Raw genomic sequence first — 20,990 nt, forward strand, 5'->3', positions numbered from 1 at the left:
ATGAAACGTGCCGTATTAGCCGTCGCCATAGTGGCTCTGTTCGTCGCGTGCGGCAAAGAGACGACACCGTCGCGCGACCACTATCCGGTGCTCAGGGAGAAAGTCTTCCGGCTGCAGCAGGCCGTGGCCGCTAAAAATCCCGCCGCCATCGATTCGCTGATGTCCGCCGAAGTTGAAGACCTCAACCTCGGTCCCGACTCGCTCCTGTCGTTCGTGTACGGACCGTCCGGCGCTCTCGCCTTCGAAACCTTCGGCGACTGCGAAATTCTGTACACCGACAAGAAAGCCCGAATCGACTGCTGGATCATGGATTCGACCCACGCGCAGGATCGCCCCGTAACCTTCACCTTTGTGAGTTCTGACGACACCCTCTGGCTGCTCAAGCGGTTTGAGATCACTCCGCCCGTTCGCATCGATGATGTCGATTCGATTCCCCCTGACACCACACGATAGTGAACCTGAATTACGGGAAAAACGAAGGGCGCCCGTGGGGCGCCCTTTCTTCATTCGACAGTGGTCTGGCGCGCCTACAGCTCCGCTTTCTTCTGGCCTTCCTGAATCAACCGCCCGTACTCCTTGGGCGTCTGCAGCAGGCGAAGCGCGTCCTGGACCGCCTTATCCTGCTTCAACACGATCTCATTGTAGACGCCCGTCTCGCCCGCGATGGACGATACTACTTCCCGCTTGATCGCCCGTTTGATGTAATCCATTGAGTTGTCGAAATCGCGCGCTTTCTCTTCGTCCACAAGGCGGCGCATCTCCGCAAGCGCGGCGTCGAACGACGTCGTCCGCTCCTGATCGTTGATGGTCTTCTCCATATCCTCGAGCGCCACTTGCAGCGAAGACTTGTAGGAGAAGTCCCGATCCTTCAGGAACTGACGGAATTCCGATACAGTCTTGTCATCCACTTCGAAATCCGGCTTGACGTCGGTATGTTTCGCCACGTAATCGATCGCGAAATCAAAAAACATCGACTTGCGTTCCAGATTGATCTCGATCGGCTTCCAGGTTTCGCGCTCCACATCGATATCGGGCACGATCCCGCCGCCCCCGTAAACGATCCGACCGCCGTTGGTGTAATACACCTCGCGATCGGCCAGCTCCACCGAATCAGCCACTTCCGCCTCGTCACCGTCTTCGGAGACCTGCTCGCGGTGAGGGTTCTTGCTTTGCGTTTCCGGCTTCTGGATGCACCGGCCCGACGGAATGTAGTACTTGGCCGTCGTCAACTTCAAGGCCATGGAACCGTCGCCGCCGATCGGGAATATCTGCTGTACCAGCCCCTTGCCGTAGGTTGTCGACCCCATGATCAACCCGCGATCCCAGTCCTGGATTGCCCCGGCGACGATCTCCGACGCCGACGCGGTGCCTTCGTCGACAAGGATAATCAACGGCTTGTCGGGGAACAGCGGCGGCCGCTCCGAGTAGTAGTGCCGTTCGCTGTCTTCAAACCGCCCCTTGGTATAGACGATCTGCTTGCTCTCCGGGAGAAACAACTCGGCTGTCTCTTTTGCCTGGTCCAGCAGGCCGCCACCGTTCGAGCGAAGATCGAAAATCAGCCCGGAAACATTACGCTCGTTGAGATCGCTGATGGCCTGCCGAAGTTCATGCGATGTCTCCTCGGCAAATCGCGACAACCGGACATACCCGATATCAGTCCCGGGTACGACCCCCGCGTAGTTGACCGATTTGAGCTGAATAATCGCGCGCTCCACCGAAAATTCCAGGGGTTCCGGCAGACCCGCACGCTTGATCGTGAGCTTGACAGCCGTCCCGGCCTCTCCCCGCATCAGTTTCGCCGCGTCCGACGACTCCATGTCATAAGTCGACTGACCGTCGATCTCCATAATGATGTCGCCTGCACGGAGCCCTTTCCGATAGGCCGGAGTGCCTTCTATAGGAGAGATAATGACGATATGATTTTCCCGGGCGTCGATCTGCATGCCCAGACCCTCATACTTCCCGTGAGTGCTCTCCATCAGATTGTCGTACGCTGACTTCTCCAGCAGGACCGAGAAGCGATCCAGATCCGATAACATGCCGGCAATACCCGATCGAATCAGTTCGTCCGAATCGATGTCTTCCATGTAATTATTGCGAACCTGGAACGCGGTCTGGGTGAGTTTCTTCACTTCATTCAGAAACGTATCACGCTCGGAGAGCTCCGGGTTGACCGGCTTCTGTTCGGTGTCGTTGAGATTGATATGAACTGTGTCAGCCCACAGCACGGGCTCGTTGTCCAATCCTGAAGACTGAACGGCATCTCCGGGGGCGGCAAACCAGATCAGAGCAAGTGCAAATAAGGTAACGCCAAATAGTTGTGCAGTGAAGCGGACCATGGGAGCCTCCGGGTTTTTATCTCAAAACGAAACCGTTTGCGAGTAACTCTATCGGAAGGGAGCCGACGAAACGTCGCACACCTCTATGTTGTTGAACTTTTAACACTTATCCGGCACATTTGGTTTCAGCCGGACTCACGTCCGCCTACGGATCATAGCCGTGCCGACTTCCACCCGCCTAACATATCAACAAGCGGGCCGAATGAACAAGAAACTTTTCTCCCGCCGAACCGTTGATAATCTTTATTGAGGTCTGGTAACCCGTTTCGTATTATCGATTTATTCCGAGTTCGCAAACCCTGCGGGCCCGAACGCCTCTGCGTACCTTATATACACGGATGACTACCCGTGAAGTTTCATGCCAAACATGCCCGTTGGTTTGCATACCTGTTGCACCTGCTTTTGCCCGGACTCGGACATTTCCTCTGGCGCGACATGCTCTTCGGCGTCTTCATCTTCCTGATCATGCTCATCGCCTCGGCACTGTTTTTTGTCGCTTTCTTCGTGCCCTTCGGATGGCTCGCCAAGGGGGTCCTGTTCGGCATGCCGCTGCTCTTCTACGTCTTTTCGTTCTTTGACCTCGCCCGAACCATGAAATCACGGCAAAACAACCAGCCGCCGTCCGCCCGACGCAGGCTCCTCCTGCTGATCGTTGGGCTGGCCTATTTTTTCTTCGTCCCGTTCGCCCCCGGGCCGTTCCTCATACACAATTCCCCGATACCCCACAAGATCGATGATGACTCGGTGAGCCCCCGGTACGCAGCGGGCGATGTCGTCCTCGTCAACCGCCTGAGTTATTCCGCCGATCTGTTCTTTCTCTCCCGGCCGGTCGTTTATGCGCTCCCTGAGCGGTTCGATGTGGTCCGTGTTGAGCTCTCCGACGGTTCATGCATCGATGCGTTCATGCTTGGCGCCCCCGGAGAAGCGGTAGAAATGATAGATGGCGTCGCCTGGGTCAACGGAGTCCCCGAACCACCCGACCCGTCCTCTGCGGTGCCGCTCGCCGGCGACTGGCCGTTGACACCGGTGGGCGCCGGGTCTATCTTGGTCGTAACCGTACGCAATGGAACACTCGATCATGTCTACGACATCCCGTTGGAAAACCTGGTCGGGCGCGTCACACGGGTATTCTGATGCCGGGCAGATACGTCATCTTTGACCTCGATGGTACCCTGATCGACTCCTCAGCCGGGGTAGTCCAGGCCACTAACTACGCGCTTGGGATGCTGGGCCTGCCGACTCGCGATCCCGCCGAGATCGTCACATATATCGGGTATCCTCTCGATGTCATGTTTGCCGATTTTACCGACGCTCCGTACCCGGAATTGGCCCGGCACTTTCAGGTCAAGGCAAGGGAGACGGTGGTCGAGTCCACGACCGCGCTGCCGTTCGCGCACGAGACGATTGTCGATCTCCACCGCACCGGGTACCGATTGGCCATCGCCACCACCAAGATCAGAATCCATATCGACCTGATCCTGGCGAAATGCGGTTGGCGGCAGTATTTCGCCGCGACGGTCGGCGGCGATGAAGTGGACGCCGTTAAACCGGCGCCCGATGCTTTTACCCTGGCCCTGCAACGCCTTGGCGCCAACGCCCGCGACACGGTCGTCGTCGGCGATACCGTCAACGATGTTCTCGCCGCCACTGCCGCCGGGCTCCCGGTTGTCGCAGTCAAATCGCCCCACGGACATAACGGCCATTTGCAGCAGGCCGCGGCAACTTACTACCTGGAGTCACTCTCCGCTTTGCCGACGCTGCTGGCCGACCACTTCGCCCATGGACGGGAGCACGCACGATGATACTGTACCTGGCCGAATTTGACTCACCCATCGGACGGTTTCACACCGCTGCAAGCAGCGACAAACTGCTGATGCTGGACCTCCCGGAAAGGTCGTTCGATGAATTCCGTGCCGCCGTGGCAACCCGGTTCCCGGGTGCGACCCTTGCCCCCGGCGGAAAGATCGCGCAATGGGTCGAGATGGAAGTGCACGAGTACCTCGAACGACGCCGTACGCAATTCACCATTCCCTGCCGACTGGAAGCCCCGCCCTTTCACCGTATGGTGCTGGAGCGCGTGGCTGCAATCCCGTACGGACACACCCTGACCTACGGCGCCATCGCGCGCGCCATCGGCAAGCCCGGCGCCGCACGGGCCGTCGGCGCGGCGAATGCACGAAATCCACTGCCGTTATTGATCCCCTGCCACCGGGTCGTCGCCTCGAACGGCCTCGGAGGATACGGCGGCGGCCTGGCCATGAAACGCAAATTGCTCGAACTCGAAGGGCTGTCCCTGCTGTAAGCGGCATATCCGACAACCCATCGACCACAACGCATACTAGGGAGACCCGCTCATGGATCCACGTGTCACCAAACTCGCCCGCCTGCTGGTTCATTATTCCGTCAAGGTGCAGAAAGGTCAACTCGTCCGTATTCAGGGAGATCCGGTGGCCCTGCCGTTGATCGAGGAGGTCTACCGGGAAGTGGTCGAGGCCGGGGCGCATCCCTTTACCGATATCCAGCCCTCCTCGCTGCAGGAAATCTTCCTCAAGAAAGCCACCGATGAGCAGTTCAACTATATCAGCCCTATCGCCCACACGATCGTCAATAAAATCGACTGCCTCATTCACATCTGGGCCGACCAGAATACCCGCTTCCTTTCCGGTGTCGATCCCGAACGCCAGGGCCGGGCACAGAAAGGCCGTCGACCGCTCTCCGAGCGCCTGTTCAAACGAATTGGAAAGGGCGAGGTCAAGTGGGTCGGAACGTTGTTCCCCACACAGGCCAACGCCCAGGACGCCAATATGTCGCTGTCCGACTACCGGGAGTTCGTCTACCGCGCGGGACACCTCCACGCCGCCGACCCCGTCAAACACTGGCGGTCGGTCGAAAAAGAACAGACTCGCCTCAAGAAAATCCTCGACCGCGCCGAACGGATCCACATTCAGGCCGCCGACACTGATCTCAAAGCCAGGGTCAAAGGACGAAAGTGGATTTCCTGCCACGGCACGGAGAACTTCCCCGATGGCGAGATATTCACGTCACCCCTCGAAGAGTCCACCGAGGGTGTGATCCGCTTCTCCTTCCCGGCCAACTACGGCGGACGGGAGGTCGAAGACGTCAGGCTCGAATTCAAGAAGGGAAGAGTCGTCTCCGAGCGCGCCGTTCGCAATATCGAGTTCCTGCAGGCGATGTTGAACCTCGACGAGGGTTCGCGGCGCGTGGGCGAGATCGCGATCGGCACGAACTACGAAATCAAGCAATTCACGCGAAACACGCTCTTCGACGAAAAAATCGGCGGCACCTGCCATCTTGCCGTCGGCGCCTCGTTCCCCGAGGCAGGCGGCAAGAACAAAAGCTCCCTCCACTGGGATATGGTCTGCGATCTCAAAAAAGACTCCCAGATTACGGCCGACGGAAAAGTCATCTACCGAAACGGCAAATTCACGATCTGACCGATCCCGTCATCAATCGAAAAGCGCCGACCCGAATCGGGTCGGCGCTTTTTTCATCACGTGCCGCTGTTTCAATGGCCCTACGGCGTCTGAGGCGCCGGTCCGCCGAGAAACAGGAAGTTTGCCAGATAGATCAAATCCGACAGGTCGCTCTGGAGATCCGCGTTGGCGTCACCGTGCTGGACCGTCAATGTGCCCGGTCCGCCGAGATACAGGTGATTCACCAGGTAGATCAGATCCGACAAATCGAGGGTGGCGCTGTTGTTGGCGTCGCCGCGCATCACCCACGTCGTCCCGACCGAGCCGGGGTTCACGCGCGGTACGTACTCGACCATCGGAGACTTCACGCTGACCGAATAGCTCGTCGTCGACATCGTGTCTATCAGGTTCTGCAGTCCGCCGAGCGCCAGCGGGTCGGTTCTGACAAATATCTTCAGGACTTCGCCCTCGCCGGGGGGCAGAGGAAGGGCGCCGCCGCCGTCATCGGCCTGCAGACGAACCGTGAACAGATTAGCCGTCGGATTGTACGTCAGGTACGTCAACTGCTCGAAATACTCGGTCCGCGATCCGCGAGACACCGAATCGAACGTGACATTGATCGGTGTGTCGAGCATCCGGAACGGGAACGTAAGCGACTCGACCTCCAGTGCGTTCGTCAGATTCACCGACACCACCGCCTGCTGGCCCGCGTAGGTCTCCGCGTTCGAGATCGTCAGCGTATCGCCCAGCGCCACGACATATGAAAGCTTCTGAGTAATCAGTTCACCGTACTCGGCGGTCTGCACCGTCAGCGTGACCGTGTACGCGCCCGGATCGACAAACTCATGCGCCGGGTTCTCATCGGTCGACTGATGGCCGTCGCCGAAATCCCACAGCCACGATGATACGGTGAGGGTTGAACTGTCAAAGAATTGCACCGTGAGCGGAACGTCGCCAACCGTTACGTCTGCGTAGAAATTCGCGCCCCAGCTGAGCGCGGCGTCAAGGTTGACCAACCCCCAGCCGTACGAATTGTCGGGGTTGTTGGCCCGATCGGCGGTTTCCATCAGCGCGGTACGGATCATGTCCGGCGTAAACGTCGGCCGGGCCTGCACCAAAACGACCGCCGCGCCGGCCACCAGCGGAGTCGACAGCGACGTGCCGTTGACCGCAGTGTAAGACGCATCGCTGCTCGACGAGGCGCAATAGGTCGAGACGCCGCGCGCCACAACCTCGGGTTTCGTCCGACCGTCGAAACTCGGCCCGCGCGACGAGAACGATGCTATGCTGCCTGAGGAGCTGACTGCGCCGACCGAGATCGATGCGAACGCGTCGGCAGGAGCCGTCAGCGTCCCCGTCGCCGGTCCGCTGTTGCCCATCGATGTACACACGAGAATGCCGAGATCGTGCGCCGTATTGGCGGCAATCGTGATCGCCGCCGTCTCACCGTCAAAATCGGCGTAGGTATACCAGTCGGAGTACCCGAGCGACGATGTAATCACGTCTGCTCCCGCCGAGTCCGCCCATTCCACGGCCGCCACCCAGTTGTCTTCCTCAACCTGGGTTTCGCTGCGGACATCTTCGGTCTTGGCAAGCAGGAACGATGCTTTGTATGCCGGGCCGTATATCGCGCCGTCGAGGTACCCGGCCGAGGTGGACCAGATATACGTGCCGTGATTCCACTGGCTGCTCCAGTCCGCGGCCTCGTTGGCCGTGTTGCCGTCCTCGAAAACAAAATCCCACTCGCCGAGCACACGACCTTCGGCATAATGCTGGGCGAACGCCTGGTGCGTTTTGCGATAGCCGGTGTCAAAAATAGCAAGGGTCACTCCCTCGCCGTTGTAGCCCTTTTCATGGACAGGAATGACATTGATCTGGTTCAATTGATCGAACGACGACCCGTAGTTCAAATCGGCTCCGGGCGTCAGGTCGTCGGTGGATTCCGGGCTCATCCCGCCGTCGACAGACTTCTCGACATCGGGTTCTGTGCGAACAAACGTCGCCATCGGCTGAATCCGGGCCACGAAGGGAAGAGCAGCAATACGGTCCAGATCGCTCAACGATACCTCGAAACTGGCGGCATTCAGGTACTTCGACACGCGACGGACGGCCGCCCCGGTAGCTTCCACCTGATCTACATACGTCTTGACCACCGGCAGATCGGCAAACAGGACCCGGTCCAGGCCCACCTTCGACCGGCGCTGCATTACCTTCTCCGACACGTAGACGGATCGGGCCGCCGTGGCAAATTGTGCCTGATCGGCGACGCCCTTGTCGGTGAAGAAGACCCAAACCTTCACCCGCTCCAGGCCGAGCGTCGTAAGGTACTGCCGGGACTCAGCCGACACCGGCTGGGCTGCTTTCTCGATGACCACCGGCTGCGGCTGCAGCGCGGGAAGTTCCGCGGCGCCGGCACTGCAGACGGCAACCGCGCACGCGAGTGTGAGGGAGCGCATGATGAAACGGAAGCGCGTTGACATGCTCAGATTCCTCTTGTATATGTTTCGACGTATCTGTCGATCCGGGTAAGACTGTCTGACATCGACAATGTAATTTCAAACCTCTAAATGTCAAAGAGATCGTTTGGGGCTCACCCATTAGTGTTGGGACAAGCCCATATTCTTCGATCCTCCCGTGTCTGAGCCGACCGCCCCTCCGGTCAATTTCGACTTCGTTGGTTTTGTCTAACTCCAATAACAGTAACGAACTGCGCATGGTTCTGTGCAGTCGACCGACGACCGCTCTTTCAAGGCACGGCGTATGCTTGACCCGAACGTGTCGTCCGATCCTTACCGACGGGCGCCGGTCCGAAAAACACAGAAAGACTGGGTATCGATTATGGAATACAGATGCAAATCCGCGTCGGGCTTCACGCTCCTCGAACTGATGATTACAACGGTCATTATCGGCATCGTCGCCGCGATGGCGGTGCCGCGCTTTCAGATCGCCTTTGAGCGCATGCGGTTTCGCTCCGAGGCTCAGGAGATGACCTCCATCATGAAGCTGGCCCGATCCATGTCCATTACCGACAAGCGCCAATACGGCGTCCATTTCGATAACGTCGGCAGAACCGTAACTCTTTTTATGGATCTGGTCAACACCGGCGGCCAGGACTTCGTCTCCGGAGACTCGGTCCTGCGCGCCGATACGCTGCCCCCGTCGTTTACCTATCTCAGCACCGATTGCGAAAACCACGTTATCCTGTTTCAGCCTAACGGCTCCTGCCGTTTTGTCGGGGGCGGCCGGATTACTTCGATGGCCGTCACGCCGGAATTGATCGGGATCCACCAGAGCCGAATACTGGGCTCGACCGGGCGAGTCGAAACCGAAGCTTATTATTATTGATAGACAACCATTTCGCTCCTATTCTCCGTCCCTCGGGGCCACGGTAACCTGCCGTGGCCCTTTGCCTTTCCCCGATTCCGGCAAGATTCTGCACATCAACAGTAAAGGCCCACTTTCCCGCCTCCGATAACATTGCAGGGGACCGGCTGCCAGCGGCTGCCTGCCACCGGTGCAGATCCGGGGGGTGAAGAGACATTCGCAGTAAAATGAAGGCCCGTTTTGCCGATAGAAACAGTATTGGAACGCAGGCAGTTCGATAACCATGAAGCCGAAACGAGTTTCTAGTTATGTTGTCACGAAGGAACAAAAGCACCGTCGGCCTGGATCTCGGCTCCAGTTCGATCAAGCTCGTCCAGCTTGATCATACCAAGAACGGGTACGCCGTGTCCGCCATCGGCATTCGCGAGCTTCCGCCCGAAGCCATCGTCGCAGACGAAATTCGCGACCGCGAAGCCGTCATCTTCAACGTCCAGTCATTGATCGATCAGACGGATCCGAAGATCAAAAATGTCGTGGTGTCCGTATCAGGCCACGGCGTGATCACGGACAAATTCACCATCGACAAAAAGACGGGCCCCGAGGCCGAACAGGCTATCCTCTTCGAAACCGAACAACGCGCCCCGTTCGATGTCGACGACGTCACGCTCGATTACCACATCATCAAGACGGACGACGAAATCAACAAGATGGACGTGCTCCTCGTGGCGGCGCGTAAGGAATACCTGCAGACGTACCTCGACCTCATTGAAGACTGCGGCCTGCGTCCGGTGGTGGTCGATGACGATGCGTTTGCCATCTTCAACGCCTATGAAAACAACTACGAAGTTGACCCCTCCAAGGTCACCGCGCTGGTAAATATCGGGTACGACGTCACCAACGTCACCTACCTGACCGACGGTATGTTTAACGCGACCCGCGACGTTTCGGCCGGAACGCGTGAAATCTACAACGCCATCCAGCGCGAGTTCCGTCTCAATCCCGAGTTGACCTCCAAGGCCATCAAGGGCGAGATGAACGACTCGGTCGACCAGGATATGCTTAAGGCGACCATTATCTCGGCGACCGAAGAATTGATCTCCGGTATCGAACTGGCCTTTGCTTACTTCAAGTCGCAGGCGAAGGTTGACGCGATCGACTGGATCGTTCTCTCCGGCGGCGGTGCCCTGTTGCCCTACCTGCCGGAATACCTGCAGTCGAAACTGAACATCCCGCTCGAGATCGCCAACCCGTTACGAAATATTGATTACGATCCGGAACTGTTCCAGTACCTCCAGCCGGAGAAGATTGCCCCCCTGCTGACCGTTGCGGTCGGTCTGGCGATGCGAAAGTCAAGGTAGGAAACCATGATTGAGATAAACTTACTTCCCAAGAAATACCTCAAGGGATCACGCGGTCTGCAGCTGGGCAAGAGCGGACTCTATGTCGCCGCCGGCGCCGTCGCCGTGATCCTCATGCTGGTCGGTATCACCGCGTTCCAGATCTATCAGCTCGGGAAGCTCGAAGCCGATATCAGCAAAGCCAAACAGCGCGCCGACGTCCTCCAGAAGGACATTAAACTGGTGGATGCGCTGACCGACGTCAAGCAGAAGGTCGCCAACCGGATGACTGCGGTCGAACGCCTCGATCGCAACCGCTCGGCATACGTCCGCGTCCTCGAGGACATCGCCAAAAACGTCCCCGAGTTCGTCTGGCTCGGCGCTTACAAGGAAAAGCCGGTGAAAACCGCTGCCGCTCCCGCCAAGTCCAACAGCAAACAGCCGGCCGCCAAGACCCCGGCCGATTCCGCCGTCGCCCCGGTCGGCTCGAGCACCCTGCCGCCCGTCCGGCCTGTCGAAATCGAGGGGTACGCCTTCACGCTCAATGCCCTGGCGGCCTTTATGATCAATATGATGAAGTCCGATTACTTCGACGAAGTCCAGCTGGTGTCTACCAACGAAAAGAAGTTCCAGGACGCCGAACGTGCCTACAACTTCGTCCTCTCCTGCAACGTGCATTTCCTGTCGGACGAGGAACTGCGTAACCTCTTAGCCGCCTCCGGTGACGACCAGGAGTCCAAAGACGCCTCGGCCACCCACCGCGCGCTCAATTAGGAGACTGATCTCATGGACTTCAGGGATCCGAAGACACAGAAGATCGTGATCGGCGCGCTGGCCTTCCTGATCGTCGTCTACTTCTGGTATACCCGGGCGTACGAAACCTACGACTCCAAAATCACGCTCAAGACCCAGGAGTTCGAAACCATCACGACCAACCTGCGCAACGTGGAAATGAAGGCGAAATCGCTCGATGCGCTCCAGTCCGAATACGGCGAGCTGCTCGACCGCTATCATGAGATCGAGGCCCTGCTGCCCGAAGTGCAGCAGATCCCGTCCTTTCTCGTCCAGTTGCACACCGCGTCGTCGCTGACCGGTACCAAGATTACGAAAATCCAGCCGATGCCGATCGCCGCGGAGGAGTTCTATAATATCGCCTCCTTCGAAATCGAAATGACCGGCACCTATCACGATTTCGGCAGCTTCGTCAGTTACGTGGCCAACTTCCCGTTTATCGCAAACCTCTCCCGCATGGACGTCGTGGCGAAAAACATCGCCATCTCAAAGGCGCCCGAAAAGGAAGATACCCGGACACAGGAAGTCGGCAAAAAAGAGGAAACGGTTACGGCCACCTTCGTCCTCTCCACTTACTTCGTGAGAGATGGCGAGCGGCTTGAGGAAGTGGTCATATAGGAGCTCGTGTGACGATGAAACAAACAGTAATACGGATTACGGTCCTGGCGCTGCTGGTCGCCTCGTCGGCGCTCGCCTCCAGCGTCACCGACATCGAGTTGCGTCACGAGGACGGCGGCGTCGCCGCTTACATCGCTGTCGACGGCACCGTACGCTTCATTCATCAGGTCGAGCCTCCGAAAGACGGCAAGCCGAACCGGGTGATTGTCGACGTGCTGTCGGCGACCCATGCCCTGGGCCAGCGCAACTACAGCGAACTGCCGGCCGGATGCAACATCACCGCCATCCGCACCAGCCAGTACGCCGTGCAGCCCGAAAAGATGGTCCGCGTCGTCTTTGACATGAAAGACACGCCCCTCTATTCGGTGACCGCCCAAAACGGCGCGGTCAAGGTCTTTTTCACCGACAACACCGTGGCCCCCTTCCAGACATGGAAAAGCTCGGCCTACGGCACGCCCGTGAAGAAACTGCCGACACCGGCAACTCCGACCGCAGCCGCCGCTGCCGATACTAAACCGACGGCCGACGCCAACAAAGCGATCGAGAACGACCGCCTGGCCAGCCTCTCCACTGAGCCTCAGCCGCCGGCCAGGACGCCAACCGTCGTGGCCGCTCCGGCCGAACCGGTCGCTGCGCCGAATACGCCGACAACTCCCAAGGCACGGCCTACCGTCGTTGCCAAACCGAAGTCAGACGATGCTGCGGCCAAGCCCGCCCGTCCGACAGTGGCCGCGACCCCGAAGGTCGAAACCAAAACTGACGTTCCGTCTGAGCCGAGTGTAAAAGCTCAACCGGCCGCGAAACCCGCGCCGGCCCAGGCGGTCGCCAAGTCAACCCCGGCCACGCCTCCGGCGTCCACCGCCGCTCCGAAACAGGCGCAGCCCAAACCGGTCGCCGAGAAACCGGCCGCGACCGAATCCGCGTCGACCCCGGCTGCAGCCGAGGCATCGGCCCCGCAGATTGATGCGCCCGTGCCGCCGCCGACCCAGACCTCGCGGTTCCGCCGGACCCCCACCACGCCCAGCAAGTTGAAAGGAACGATGGTGGCGGAGTTCCCGAAACGCCTTGTCATTAAGTACAAGGCCACCCGGTACCGCGACCCCTTCGCGACCCTTATTAATGAAACGCGGACCAACGATAACCCGATCGAACAGCGCGTGCCGAATATCGAAGGCCTCCGCCTCGTCGGTATTATCGAAGCGGTCGACGGCGCCAATCGCGCCCTGTTCCAGGACAAGGAAAACTACAGCTATATCCTCAAATCCGGCGACAAGGTCAAAAACGGCTACGTCCTCCGGGTTGAGAGCGATCGCGTCTACTTCCAGATCTTTGAATACGGCTGGAGTCGGACCGTCGCCCTGCAGATCGAAGAATAACAATGCACGTGAAAGGCGGTTGCAATATGCTGTCTCGTATGTTCAGAAAATCTCGCCTGTTGCCGGGGCTGTTCATCTTCGTTCTCGCAGCGTCGGCAGTCGTTTCCGCCCAGGAAACACAGGATCCAACTCAGCCGATCAAGAACCTCCAGTTCCAGTCAGCCGACATCCGTTCGGTACTGACCTTCCTGGCTGATTACGGCGGCGTCAACGTCGTGGTTGCTCCCGACGTCGAAGGTACCGTCACCATCCAGCTGCGGAACGTGATGTGGCGCGACGCCCTGACCATCATCGGCCGCACCTATAACCTCGCCGTCGTCGACGAAGAGGCCGGCTACCTTCGCGTGCTGCCCGAAGAGGATTACCGCAAGGAAGTAACCGAGGCCAACAAGCATAACCTCGAACAGCGCCAGCTCGCCGAGCTGCAGACGCGCATCGTCAAAATCTCAAACTCGACCTCCGATGATATCGTGCGCGCCGTCCAGTCGCTGATGACCGACCGCGGCAAAGCGACCTCCGACCCGCGCTCGAATTCGATCATCATTCAGGAAGTTCCCACCAACATGGAAAACGTCCTGAGTTACGTCGAGCAGCTCGATAAACCCGCCGCGCAGATCAAGATCTCCGCGCAGTTGCTGGAGATTTCATCGCGCGGTCTCGAAGAATTCGGCGTCCGCTGGACGGCCGAGGGAGCCTATGTAACGGAGTCCGGCCGCAGTTACACCCAGAAAGGCGAAGTGCTCGCCGATCGCGGCACCGACCCGGCCGCCCGCTACTCGGTAACCGCCCTCAACAACGACTGGTCCGTCGACGCCGTCATCGAGGCGCTGGTCTCCAGCGGCAAGGGCAAGATCATCGCCCATCCGGAGATCACTACTCTCGACAACAAAGAAGCCCGCATCCAGATGGGCCAGAAAGTCCCGATCAAGCAGTTCGACGAGTCCGGCAATATTATCACGAAGTTCGAGGAAGTCGGTACGATCCTCGCCGTCACCCCGCATATCACTGCGGAGAATCAGATTCTGATGCATCTCAAGCCGGAACGCTCGACCTATGAGTTCGACGCCAACGGCGTGATCATCAATACCAACAACGCTGAGACCCACGTCATCGTGGCCAACGGCCAGACGGCGGTCATCGGCGGTCTGACGACGCAGGACGAAGTCGAGACCAGCACCGGCGTGCCCGTGCTGAAAGACATTCCGCTGCTCGGAGCGCTCTTCCGCTACAGCGAAAAACGCACCGAAAGCCGCGACCTGGTGATCTTTGTGACGCCGACGATTGTCGAAGCTGAGCTTGCCCTCGAAGGCTAGCCCGATTGTGTGAGCGCCCCTCGCCGCAAGCCGGCGGGGGGCGCCTCGCTGATGAACGATCGACGCCGCCGCGCGTCGGATCGCAAAGTCGAAAACAGTAAACATTATAATCGATAGGCGGGAGAGAGCATGAACTCCAGAATTCTGAAATCAGCAGGGACGCTGGTGCTGCTGCTGACGGCGTTGAGCGCGCTGCTGCTGACCGGGTGTGAGTCTAAAAGCACGGCCGATGATTCGCCGAGCGGCATGACCATTTCGGTCAGCGCAAGCCCCAGCACGCTCGCGACCGGCAACACGACCGTTGTTGAAGCCACCGTGCGCAACGGCGGATCGCCCGTTGCCGATCAGGTAGTGATGTTTGCCGCAGCCGGCGCCGGTGACGGGTACTTCACGCCCGCGTCCGACACCACCGATGCTTCCGGCGTTGCAGCCGCCGTTTTTACCGCAACCTCTTCAGGGTCGGTAACGGTTTCTGCCGGCGTCCAGGGCACATCCCTGACCTCCACCGTCGGCCTCAGCATCCAGTCCAGCAGCGAGGGGAGTGGTAACATCAACGTGACCGTCACCCCGAGCCTCCTGCTCGCCAACGGCTCCGACACGGCGGCGGTCACCATCGCCGTGCGCGATGCGCTCGGACAACCGGCCCCCGACGAAACCGTCGTCAAGCTCGCGGCCGGCGAGAAATTCGTCGACCTCGATGAAAACGGCTACTGGTCGCCCGGCATCGACTCGCTCGTCTTTGACGCCAACGCCAACGGCCAGTGGGATGCCTTCGGGTTGATACCCTCGACCGTCCAGACCTCCGGCGGCACGGGCAATGCCACCGTCAATTACATCTCCGGCAGCGATGCCCTCACCGTCTACATCAAGGTAACGGTCGATGATAATGGCATTACGGGAACACGCGACGTCCAGGTCCAACTTACGCCGGACGCGTCGATCTCGTCGCTCTTCCTGTCATCGGATTCCATGCAACTGTCCGTCAAACAGACCGGCGGCATCGAAACGTCCTGGCTGCGCGCCGTGGGCTATGACGGAAACGGTAATCCGGTTCCCGAAGGCCTGACCGTCAACTTTGTTATCACTGACGGCCCGGGCGGCGGAGAGCACCTCGGAAACGTCGGCTACGGTCCCTACACCGCGGTCACGAACAGTCAGGGTGTCGCCTCCTGTCCGATCAGCTCCGGTACGGTCTCCGGTACCGTTCGAATTCGTGCCTATGCGGACACGGTTTTGTCCAACGCGACACAGATCCTGATTTCGGCCGGACCGCCCCAGTATATCGTCGTCGGGGCCGAAGAATGTAACGTGCCCTATTGGAACACCGTCGCCTTTGAAAACCCCGTCGTCGCCGTCGTCTCTGACATCTATCTCAACCCGGTGAACGACTCAACCGTCGTTTATTTCTCGACGGACGAAGGGACAATGAAGTCCCATGAAGAGCGGACGATGGACCACGAGGGTATCGCCAAGAGCGTTTGGTTCTCCGGCAACAACGTCGCAACCGCCGACGGCCGCGTTTGGATCTATGCCGAAACGGCCGGCGGCACCGTCCTCGACTCCTCGCTGTTCTTCAACAGCTGGCACACCGACACTCTCATCGTGACCGGTGTCCCCGCTTCGATCTTCGCCGATGGAAACACCGAGTACGTAGTGTACGTGGTTGGTCTTGACGTGAACGGCAATCCGGTCGATGACGGTACGACATTCGACGGTGAAGGCCTGTATGTCGATGTCACCGGCGGGACATTGAGCGATGGATGCGTGACCGCGTCCGCTCGCGTCAAAGTCAAATCCCAGACCCTCGACATGGACTACTCGACTACCGGTGGCAACGATAACGGCATCGGCGCCGTCGGCTTGGTCCAGTACTGGGCGTTCGGATCGTCGGTGACCTCCATTCCGGTCACCATCCAGACCGGCAATGCCTACTCCGGGACGTCCGTCCTCAGCGGTGTCAGTTCTGCGGCCCCGGGCGAAGTGGTTAATCTCAGCGCCTCCATCAAGGACCGCTGGGGCAACCCGCTCGGCGATCACACGCTCAATATGACGGCCTCAGGCGGAGCGGTCTCCGGTGCATCACAGGAAACCGACGCCTACGGTGAAGCCAACGGCTTCGTGTGGACCGCCCCGGCCGGAGCCGGCGACTACACGATTACCGTTACCGACACCGATCCCCGCGGCGGTATCATTCTCTCGACTACCGTCACGGTTGAATAACGTCGGTCCTGCAACTGACTTCTCAAACGCCCGGCGATTTGTCGCCGGGCGTTTTCTTTTGTCCGTTCCTGTCCGTATCTGCGACCACCCACTTTCCGCTTTTTCTGAATGAGACTTTGCCGTACAATACCTGCATGCACGCGTCGACTGAATCACACGTGGCCGCAGCCGACAACCTCTTTGCCGAGATCGCCGCAGTGGCGGCCCGAGACCCCGACCGGCTCGCTACCGTCGGCTTCGGCGGTCGCGGTAACCGATACACCTATCATGATGTTATCGCTCGCGCTCGCTCGCTTGCCGATCATCTCAACGGCGATACGTACCGAGACCGGGAATATATCGGCCTGCTCTCCGAAAACCGTCCCGAGTGGTCCATATGTTATCTCGCCATTGTGGCCGCAGGAAAAACCGTAGTCCCGATTGACGCCAACCTCAAGCCCAGCGAGGTTGCCGCGATTGTTGCGCACGCCCGACTCGAATGCGTGATTGCCTCCGCCCGGTGCGACACGTTGCTCGACGCCGTTCAAAACGCGCTGACCATCATCCCGCTCGACCAGCCGGCCTCCCGCGTCGACGAGTCGCCGCACTCATACGATGAGACGTTCGCTGTCCTGAGCGCCGACCGACAGCACGAGTCTCACGAACCGGGCAATAATAGCGACGTCGCCGCCCTTATTTACACCTCAGGAACCACCGGGACTCCCAAAGCCGTGATGCTGACCCACACCAACCTCGTCAGCAACGTCAAGCAGGCTATTGCGTCGCTGCACTTCAGCCACGAAGACGTTTTCCTGTCGGTTTTGCCGCTGCATCATACTTTCGAAGCCACCTGCGGCTTCATGGCGGCAATGATGGTCGGGGCCACGATAGTCTACGCCCGGTCGCTCAAATCCAAGGATATTCTCGAAGACATCGGCGCCAACGGCGTTACCGTCATGTGCGGCGTCCCGCTGCTGTACGAGAAAATGTACCAGTCCATCCAGCGCAAGCTGGAGTCCGCGCCCGCTCATCGACGCATTCTGTTCCAGACTCTGTATCAGACCTCGAAAATCGCCTGGCGGTTGAATCGAAGGGCCGGCGTTACGCTGTTTGCTTCCGTACGCCGTCGTGCCGGGCTCGGTACGGTCCGTATGTTCGTCTCCGGCGGTGCGGCGCTTCCGCCTCAAATCGCCGAATTCTTCAACCTGATCGGCTTCACCTTCCTGCAGGGTTACGGCATGACGGAGTGCTCTCCCGTCATCTCCGTGAACCGCCCCGAAGACATCGAATTCGGCTCCGTCGGCCCGCCGCTTCGCGATGTTGAGGTGCGCATCAACCAGCCCGATGCCTCCGGAGTCGGTGAGATAATCGTCCGCGGTCCCAACACCACGCCGGGCTACAAAGACAATCCCGAAGCCACCGCAGCGTTGCTCCGTGACGGCTGGCTTTTCACCGGCGATCTCGGTCGAATCGACGCTCGTGGGCATCTATGGATTACCGGCCGGGCCAAAAACGTCATCATATCGGCCGCCGGCAAAAACATCTATCCCGAAGAACTCGAAGAACGCCTCGTGTTGACGCCGTCCATCGTCGAGGCGGTTGTCTTCGGACGCAAAAAGTCCGGCAAGCAGGGCGAGGAAGTGCGCGCCGTCGTTGTGCCGGACATGGAATACTTCACCACCGTACACGGCGTCAACGCCGATTCTCCAGATCATGAGAAAATCCGCGGCATCATCGATGCCGACATCAGCCGGGTGAACAGCCAGGTCGCCGACTACAAACGCATTTCAGGCTATGAAATCCAGTTCGAAGAACTGCAGAAGACATCTACGAAAAAAATCAAACGTTTCCTGTATCACTGAGCGGCGGACAACCGATGACCCGGACCTCGGAACTCGAATTCAAAAACAGCACGGCCGACGGAATCACCGCAGTCGCAGCAACCATCCGGCAGGCTGTCGGCATACTGGGAGAGTGACATCATGCCCGTTCAGGCACTCAAGCGCAACGGCAACGCCATCGATCTCCTCGATCAGACCCGACTCCCCGCCGAGCTTGTTTACCGGCACATCGAGGACTACCGCGATGTTATCACCGCCATCAAACGCCTTGAAGTGCGGGGCGCGCCGGCTATCGGCATCGCCGCCGCATACGGGCTCGCGCTGGGCGTCCAGCAGGCCGCCGACGATTCCCCCGAGCGAATACAAAACATTGCCTCCGATATCAAAAACGCGCGCCCTACCGCCGTCAATCTCTCCTGGGCGATCGACCGGGTCCTGCGCCGCCTGGACAACGAAAGACCCGCCGGTCTGGAAAAAACTCTGCAGCTGCTCTGGGACGAAGCAGAGACGATCCACGATGAAGACCGGCGGCTCTGCCGCAGTATCGGCGAACACGGCGCAACTCTGATCAAATCCGGCGACACCGTTCTCACCCACTGCAACACCGGCGCTCTGGCCACCGGGGGAATCGGCACCGCCCTCGGCGTAATCTATGTCGCCGCCGAACAGGGCAAACAGATCTCCGTCTATGCCGATGAAACCCGGCCGCTGCTGCAGGGCGCCCGCCTGACCGCCTGGGAACTCAAACAAGCCAACATCCCCGTCACCCTGATCGCCGACTCCGTCGCCGCCATGCTAATGCGGCAGGGGAGAGTACAAATCGCCATCGTCGGCGCCGACCGGATCGCAAAAAACGGCGATGTCGCCAACAAAATCGGCACCTACTCCGTTGCCGTGAACGCCCGACAGCACAACGTCCCGTTTTACGTCGCCGCCCCGTACTCGACATTTGATCAGCAGATCGAGTCCGGCGATGGCATCCCTATTGAGGAACGCTCCCCCGTGGAGGTCACCGAGGGGTTCGGCCGACGGACCGCCCCCGACGGAATCGCCGTCTACGCCCCGGCCTTCGACATCACCCCGCGAGAGTTTATCACCGGCTATATCACCGACAAAGGCATTCTCCCCGGAGGTCGGCACTGATCGCCGATCGGATCATGAGTTGACAACCGCCGGTCAACCGCCGAGCCGTTTCAAATAATCGGTCAACGTTCTTCCGAGCGCCCTGACTGCGTCCTGCTGGCGGTCGTCCTTCAGCCGGTCGGAATCATCGAACGCATCCTTCGCCCTCGGCACCAGCACCTGGTCCGGCAGTACCGTCACGCGGAGTACCGCCAGCATCTTGCGCACATCCAGCAATCCGCGAATGCCGCCGAAATTCCCCGTCGATGCCGCCATGAGCACCGCAACCTTGCCGTCGAAACATTCGTACGGCGGGTATCCCTTCACCGGCCGCGACAGCCAGTCCATCGTGTTTTTGAACACGGCCGAAAACGAACTGTTATTCTCCGGCGATGCAATCATGAACCCGTCGCCGGCGATAAACATGTCTTTCAGCGTTCGCCCGTTATCCGGCAGGCCGTGTTCCTCCTCGTAGTCTCCGTCGTAGACTGGCAGGGGATAGTCACGAAGATCGATATACGTGACCTCCGCGCCGGCGTCCCGCGCGCCGTCGGCGGCGATTCGCGCCAGCTTCTTGTTGTACGATCCGGTTCGCGTACTTCCGGCAAACGCAAGTATTCTCGGTGCACGATCGGTCATGATAACCCTTCCTCCACAGCACGTGTTCAAATCCGCATCTTCACTTGCTTAACGCTCTGACCGACTGAATGTGCCGAAGCACGCCTGTATGTTTCTCTATATGTGTACATCCTCGTGCACCACGCATCCACCAACCGAGTAGCCCACCCCTCCGGGGTGGGCTCAATGCACCCCAAGACCGAGTAGCCCACCCCTCTGGGGTGGGACCAATGCACCCCAAGACCGAGTAGCCCATCCCCTCTGGGGTGGGCTCGACTCACCCCCAACCGAGTCCCGCAAAGAAGTTCCGTCGGGTGCTAGTCCGCCGAAGGCGAACGACACCCGACGGCATCTCATGGCCTTTCAGAATCATTCCCCCATGCTCGGTCGACTGCGACAAACCAAAACATTGAAAGAAGCGCTGTAGGGCAGCTCCGTCTTCGAACCCGCCATGTGAGCCGTAGGTCAGCTCCGTTTGCACATCCACCAACTCGCCAAATTAAACGAACCTCTCCCGCAAACGGTGCTGACATCCATCACCCCCTGCCCACCTGTGGCCCACCCAGAGTTCGCCGGCGGCGAACGTCGGGTGGGACTTCGGAAAAGATACAACCCGGTCACACCGGTAACCGAGTAGCCCATCCCCTCTGGGGTGGGCTCGACTCACCCCCAACCGA

At 59.4% G+C, this 20,990-nt stretch carries 17 protein-coding genes; 14 read left to right on the top strand and 3 right to left on the bottom strand.

Going from position 1 to position 20,990, the window contains the following annotated elements; all coding sequences use genetic code 11:
- Positions 1-453 carry a hypothetical protein gene (locus tag RBT76_05930; GenBank protein ID MDX9857307.1) on the top strand — a complete coding sequence of 151 codons (453 nt, stop codon included), beginning with the start codon at positions 1-3 and terminating at the stop codon, positions 451-453.
- Between the two features lie 74 nt (positions 454-527).
- Here RBT76_05930 and RBT76_05935 read toward each other — a convergent pair whose 3' ends face one another.
- On the bottom strand, positions 528-2,339 hold the full coding sequence (locus RBT76_05935; GenBank protein MDX9857308.1) for a S41 family peptidase: 1,812 nt from the start codon (positions 2,337-2,339) through the stop codon (positions 528-530).
- 348 nt (positions 2,340-2,687) lie between these two features.
- On the opposite strand from RBT76_05935, the gene RBT76_05940 reads away from it, so the two are divergent.
- Genes RBT76_05940 through RBT76_05955 form a run of 4 tightly spaced genes read left to right on the top strand, consistent with a single transcriptional unit; the run spans position 2,688 to position 5,794 of the window.
- On the top strand, positions 2,688-3,473 hold the full coding sequence (locus RBT76_05940) for a hypothetical protein (GenBank protein ID MDX9857309.1): 786 nt from the start codon (positions 2,688-2,690) through the stop codon (positions 3,471-3,473).
- Complete coding sequence (locus RBT76_05945; protein MDX9857310.1) at positions 3,473-4,141, top strand: HAD family hydrolase; 669 nt, start codon at positions 3,473-3,475, stop codon at positions 4,139-4,141. Before RBT76_05940 ends, RBT76_05945 begins: the two co-directional genes overlap by 1 nt.
- A complete protein-coding gene (locus RBT76_05950; protein ID MDX9857311.1) occupies positions 4,138-4,641 on the top strand; it encodes a methylated-DNA--[protein]-cysteine S-methyltransferase in 504 nt (167 codons plus the stop codon). Before RBT76_05945 ends, RBT76_05950 begins: the two co-directional genes overlap by 4 nt.
- Positions 4,642-4,693: 52 nt before the next feature.
- On the top strand, positions 4,694-5,794 hold the full coding sequence (locus RBT76_05955) for an aminopeptidase (GenBank protein MDX9857312.1): 1,101 nt from the start codon (positions 4,694-4,696) through the stop codon (positions 5,792-5,794).
- A gap of 80 nt (positions 5,795-5,874) precedes the next feature.
- On the opposite strand, the gene RBT76_05960 is transcribed toward RBT76_05955, so the two are convergent.
- A complete protein-coding gene (locus RBT76_05960; GenBank protein ID MDX9857313.1) occupies positions 5,875-8,253 on the bottom strand; it encodes a S8 family serine peptidase in 2,379 nt (792 codons plus the stop codon).
- Positions 8,254-8,611: 358 nt separating this feature from the next.
- On the opposite strand from RBT76_05960, the gene RBT76_05965 reads away from it, so the two are divergent.
- The 9 genes from RBT76_05965 to mtnA all read left to right on the top strand — a co-directional run bounded on the left by RBT76_05965 (position 8,612) and on the right by mtnA (position 19,716).
- Positions 8,612-9,118 (top strand): prepilin-type N-terminal cleavage/methylation domain-containing protein, encoded by a 507-nt coding sequence (locus RBT76_05965; protein MDX9857314.1) that lies wholly within the window; start codon positions 8,612-8,614, stop codon positions 9,116-9,118.
- A 287-nt stretch (positions 9,119-9,405) separates the two neighbouring features.
- Positions 9,406-10,455: a type IV pilus assembly protein PilM gene (pilM, locus tag RBT76_05970; GenBank protein MDX9857315.1), complete on the top strand. Its 1,050-nt coding sequence runs from the start codon at positions 9,406-9,408 to the stop codon at positions 10,453-10,455.
- A 6-nt stretch (positions 10,456-10,461) separates the two neighbouring features.
- Positions 10,462-11,208, top strand: coding sequence for a PilN domain-containing protein (locus tag RBT76_05975; protein ID MDX9857316.1), 747 nt, complete (start codon positions 10,462-10,464; stop codon positions 11,206-11,208).
- Between the two features lie 12 nt (positions 11,209-11,220).
- Positions 11,221-11,844: a type 4a pilus biogenesis protein PilO gene (gene pilO / locus RBT76_05980; protein ID MDX9857317.1), complete on the top strand. Its 624-nt coding sequence runs from the start codon at positions 11,221-11,223 to the stop codon at positions 11,842-11,844.
- A 14-nt stretch (positions 11,845-11,858) separates the two neighbouring features.
- Entirely contained in the window at positions 11,859-13,220 is a 1,362-nt protein-coding gene (locus RBT76_05985) for a hypothetical protein (protein MDX9857318.1), read from the top strand.
- 38 nt (positions 13,221-13,258) lie between these two features.
- A complete protein-coding gene (locus RBT76_05990; GenBank protein ID MDX9857319.1) occupies positions 13,259-14,533 on the top strand; it encodes a secretin N-terminal domain-containing protein in 1,275 nt (424 codons plus the stop codon).
- A gap of 129 nt (positions 14,534-14,662) precedes the next feature.
- Positions 14,663-16,753: a hypothetical protein gene (locus RBT76_05995; GenBank protein MDX9857320.1), complete on the top strand. Its 2,091-nt coding sequence runs from the start codon at positions 14,663-14,665 to the stop codon at positions 16,751-16,753.
- A gap of 134 nt (positions 16,754-16,887) precedes the next feature.
- On the top strand, positions 16,888-18,594 hold the full coding sequence (locus RBT76_06000; protein ID MDX9857321.1) for an AMP-binding protein: 1,707 nt from the start codon (positions 16,888-16,890) through the stop codon (positions 18,592-18,594).
- 120 nt (positions 18,595-18,714) lie between these two features.
- Complete coding sequence (gene mtnA, locus RBT76_06005; GenBank protein ID MDX9857322.1) at positions 18,715-19,716, top strand: S-methyl-5-thioribose-1-phosphate isomerase; 1,002 nt, start codon at positions 18,715-18,717, stop codon at positions 19,714-19,716.
- A gap of 33 nt (positions 19,717-19,749) precedes the next feature.
- Here the strand turns inward: mtnA and RBT76_06010 are convergent, their stop codons facing one another.
- The gene (locus RBT76_06010) at positions 19,750-20,334 is read right to left on the bottom strand and encodes an NAD(P)H-dependent oxidoreductase (protein MDX9857323.1); all 585 of its coding nucleotides are present in this window, start codon (positions 20,332-20,334) and stop codon (positions 19,750-19,752) included.
- Positions 20,335-20,990: the final 656 nt, after the last annotated feature.

It is taken from the genome of Candidatus Zixiibacteriota bacterium (assembly GCA_034003725.1).
Taxonomy (GTDB): domain Bacteria; phylum Zixibacteria; class MSB-5A5; order GN15; family FEB-12; genus WJMS01.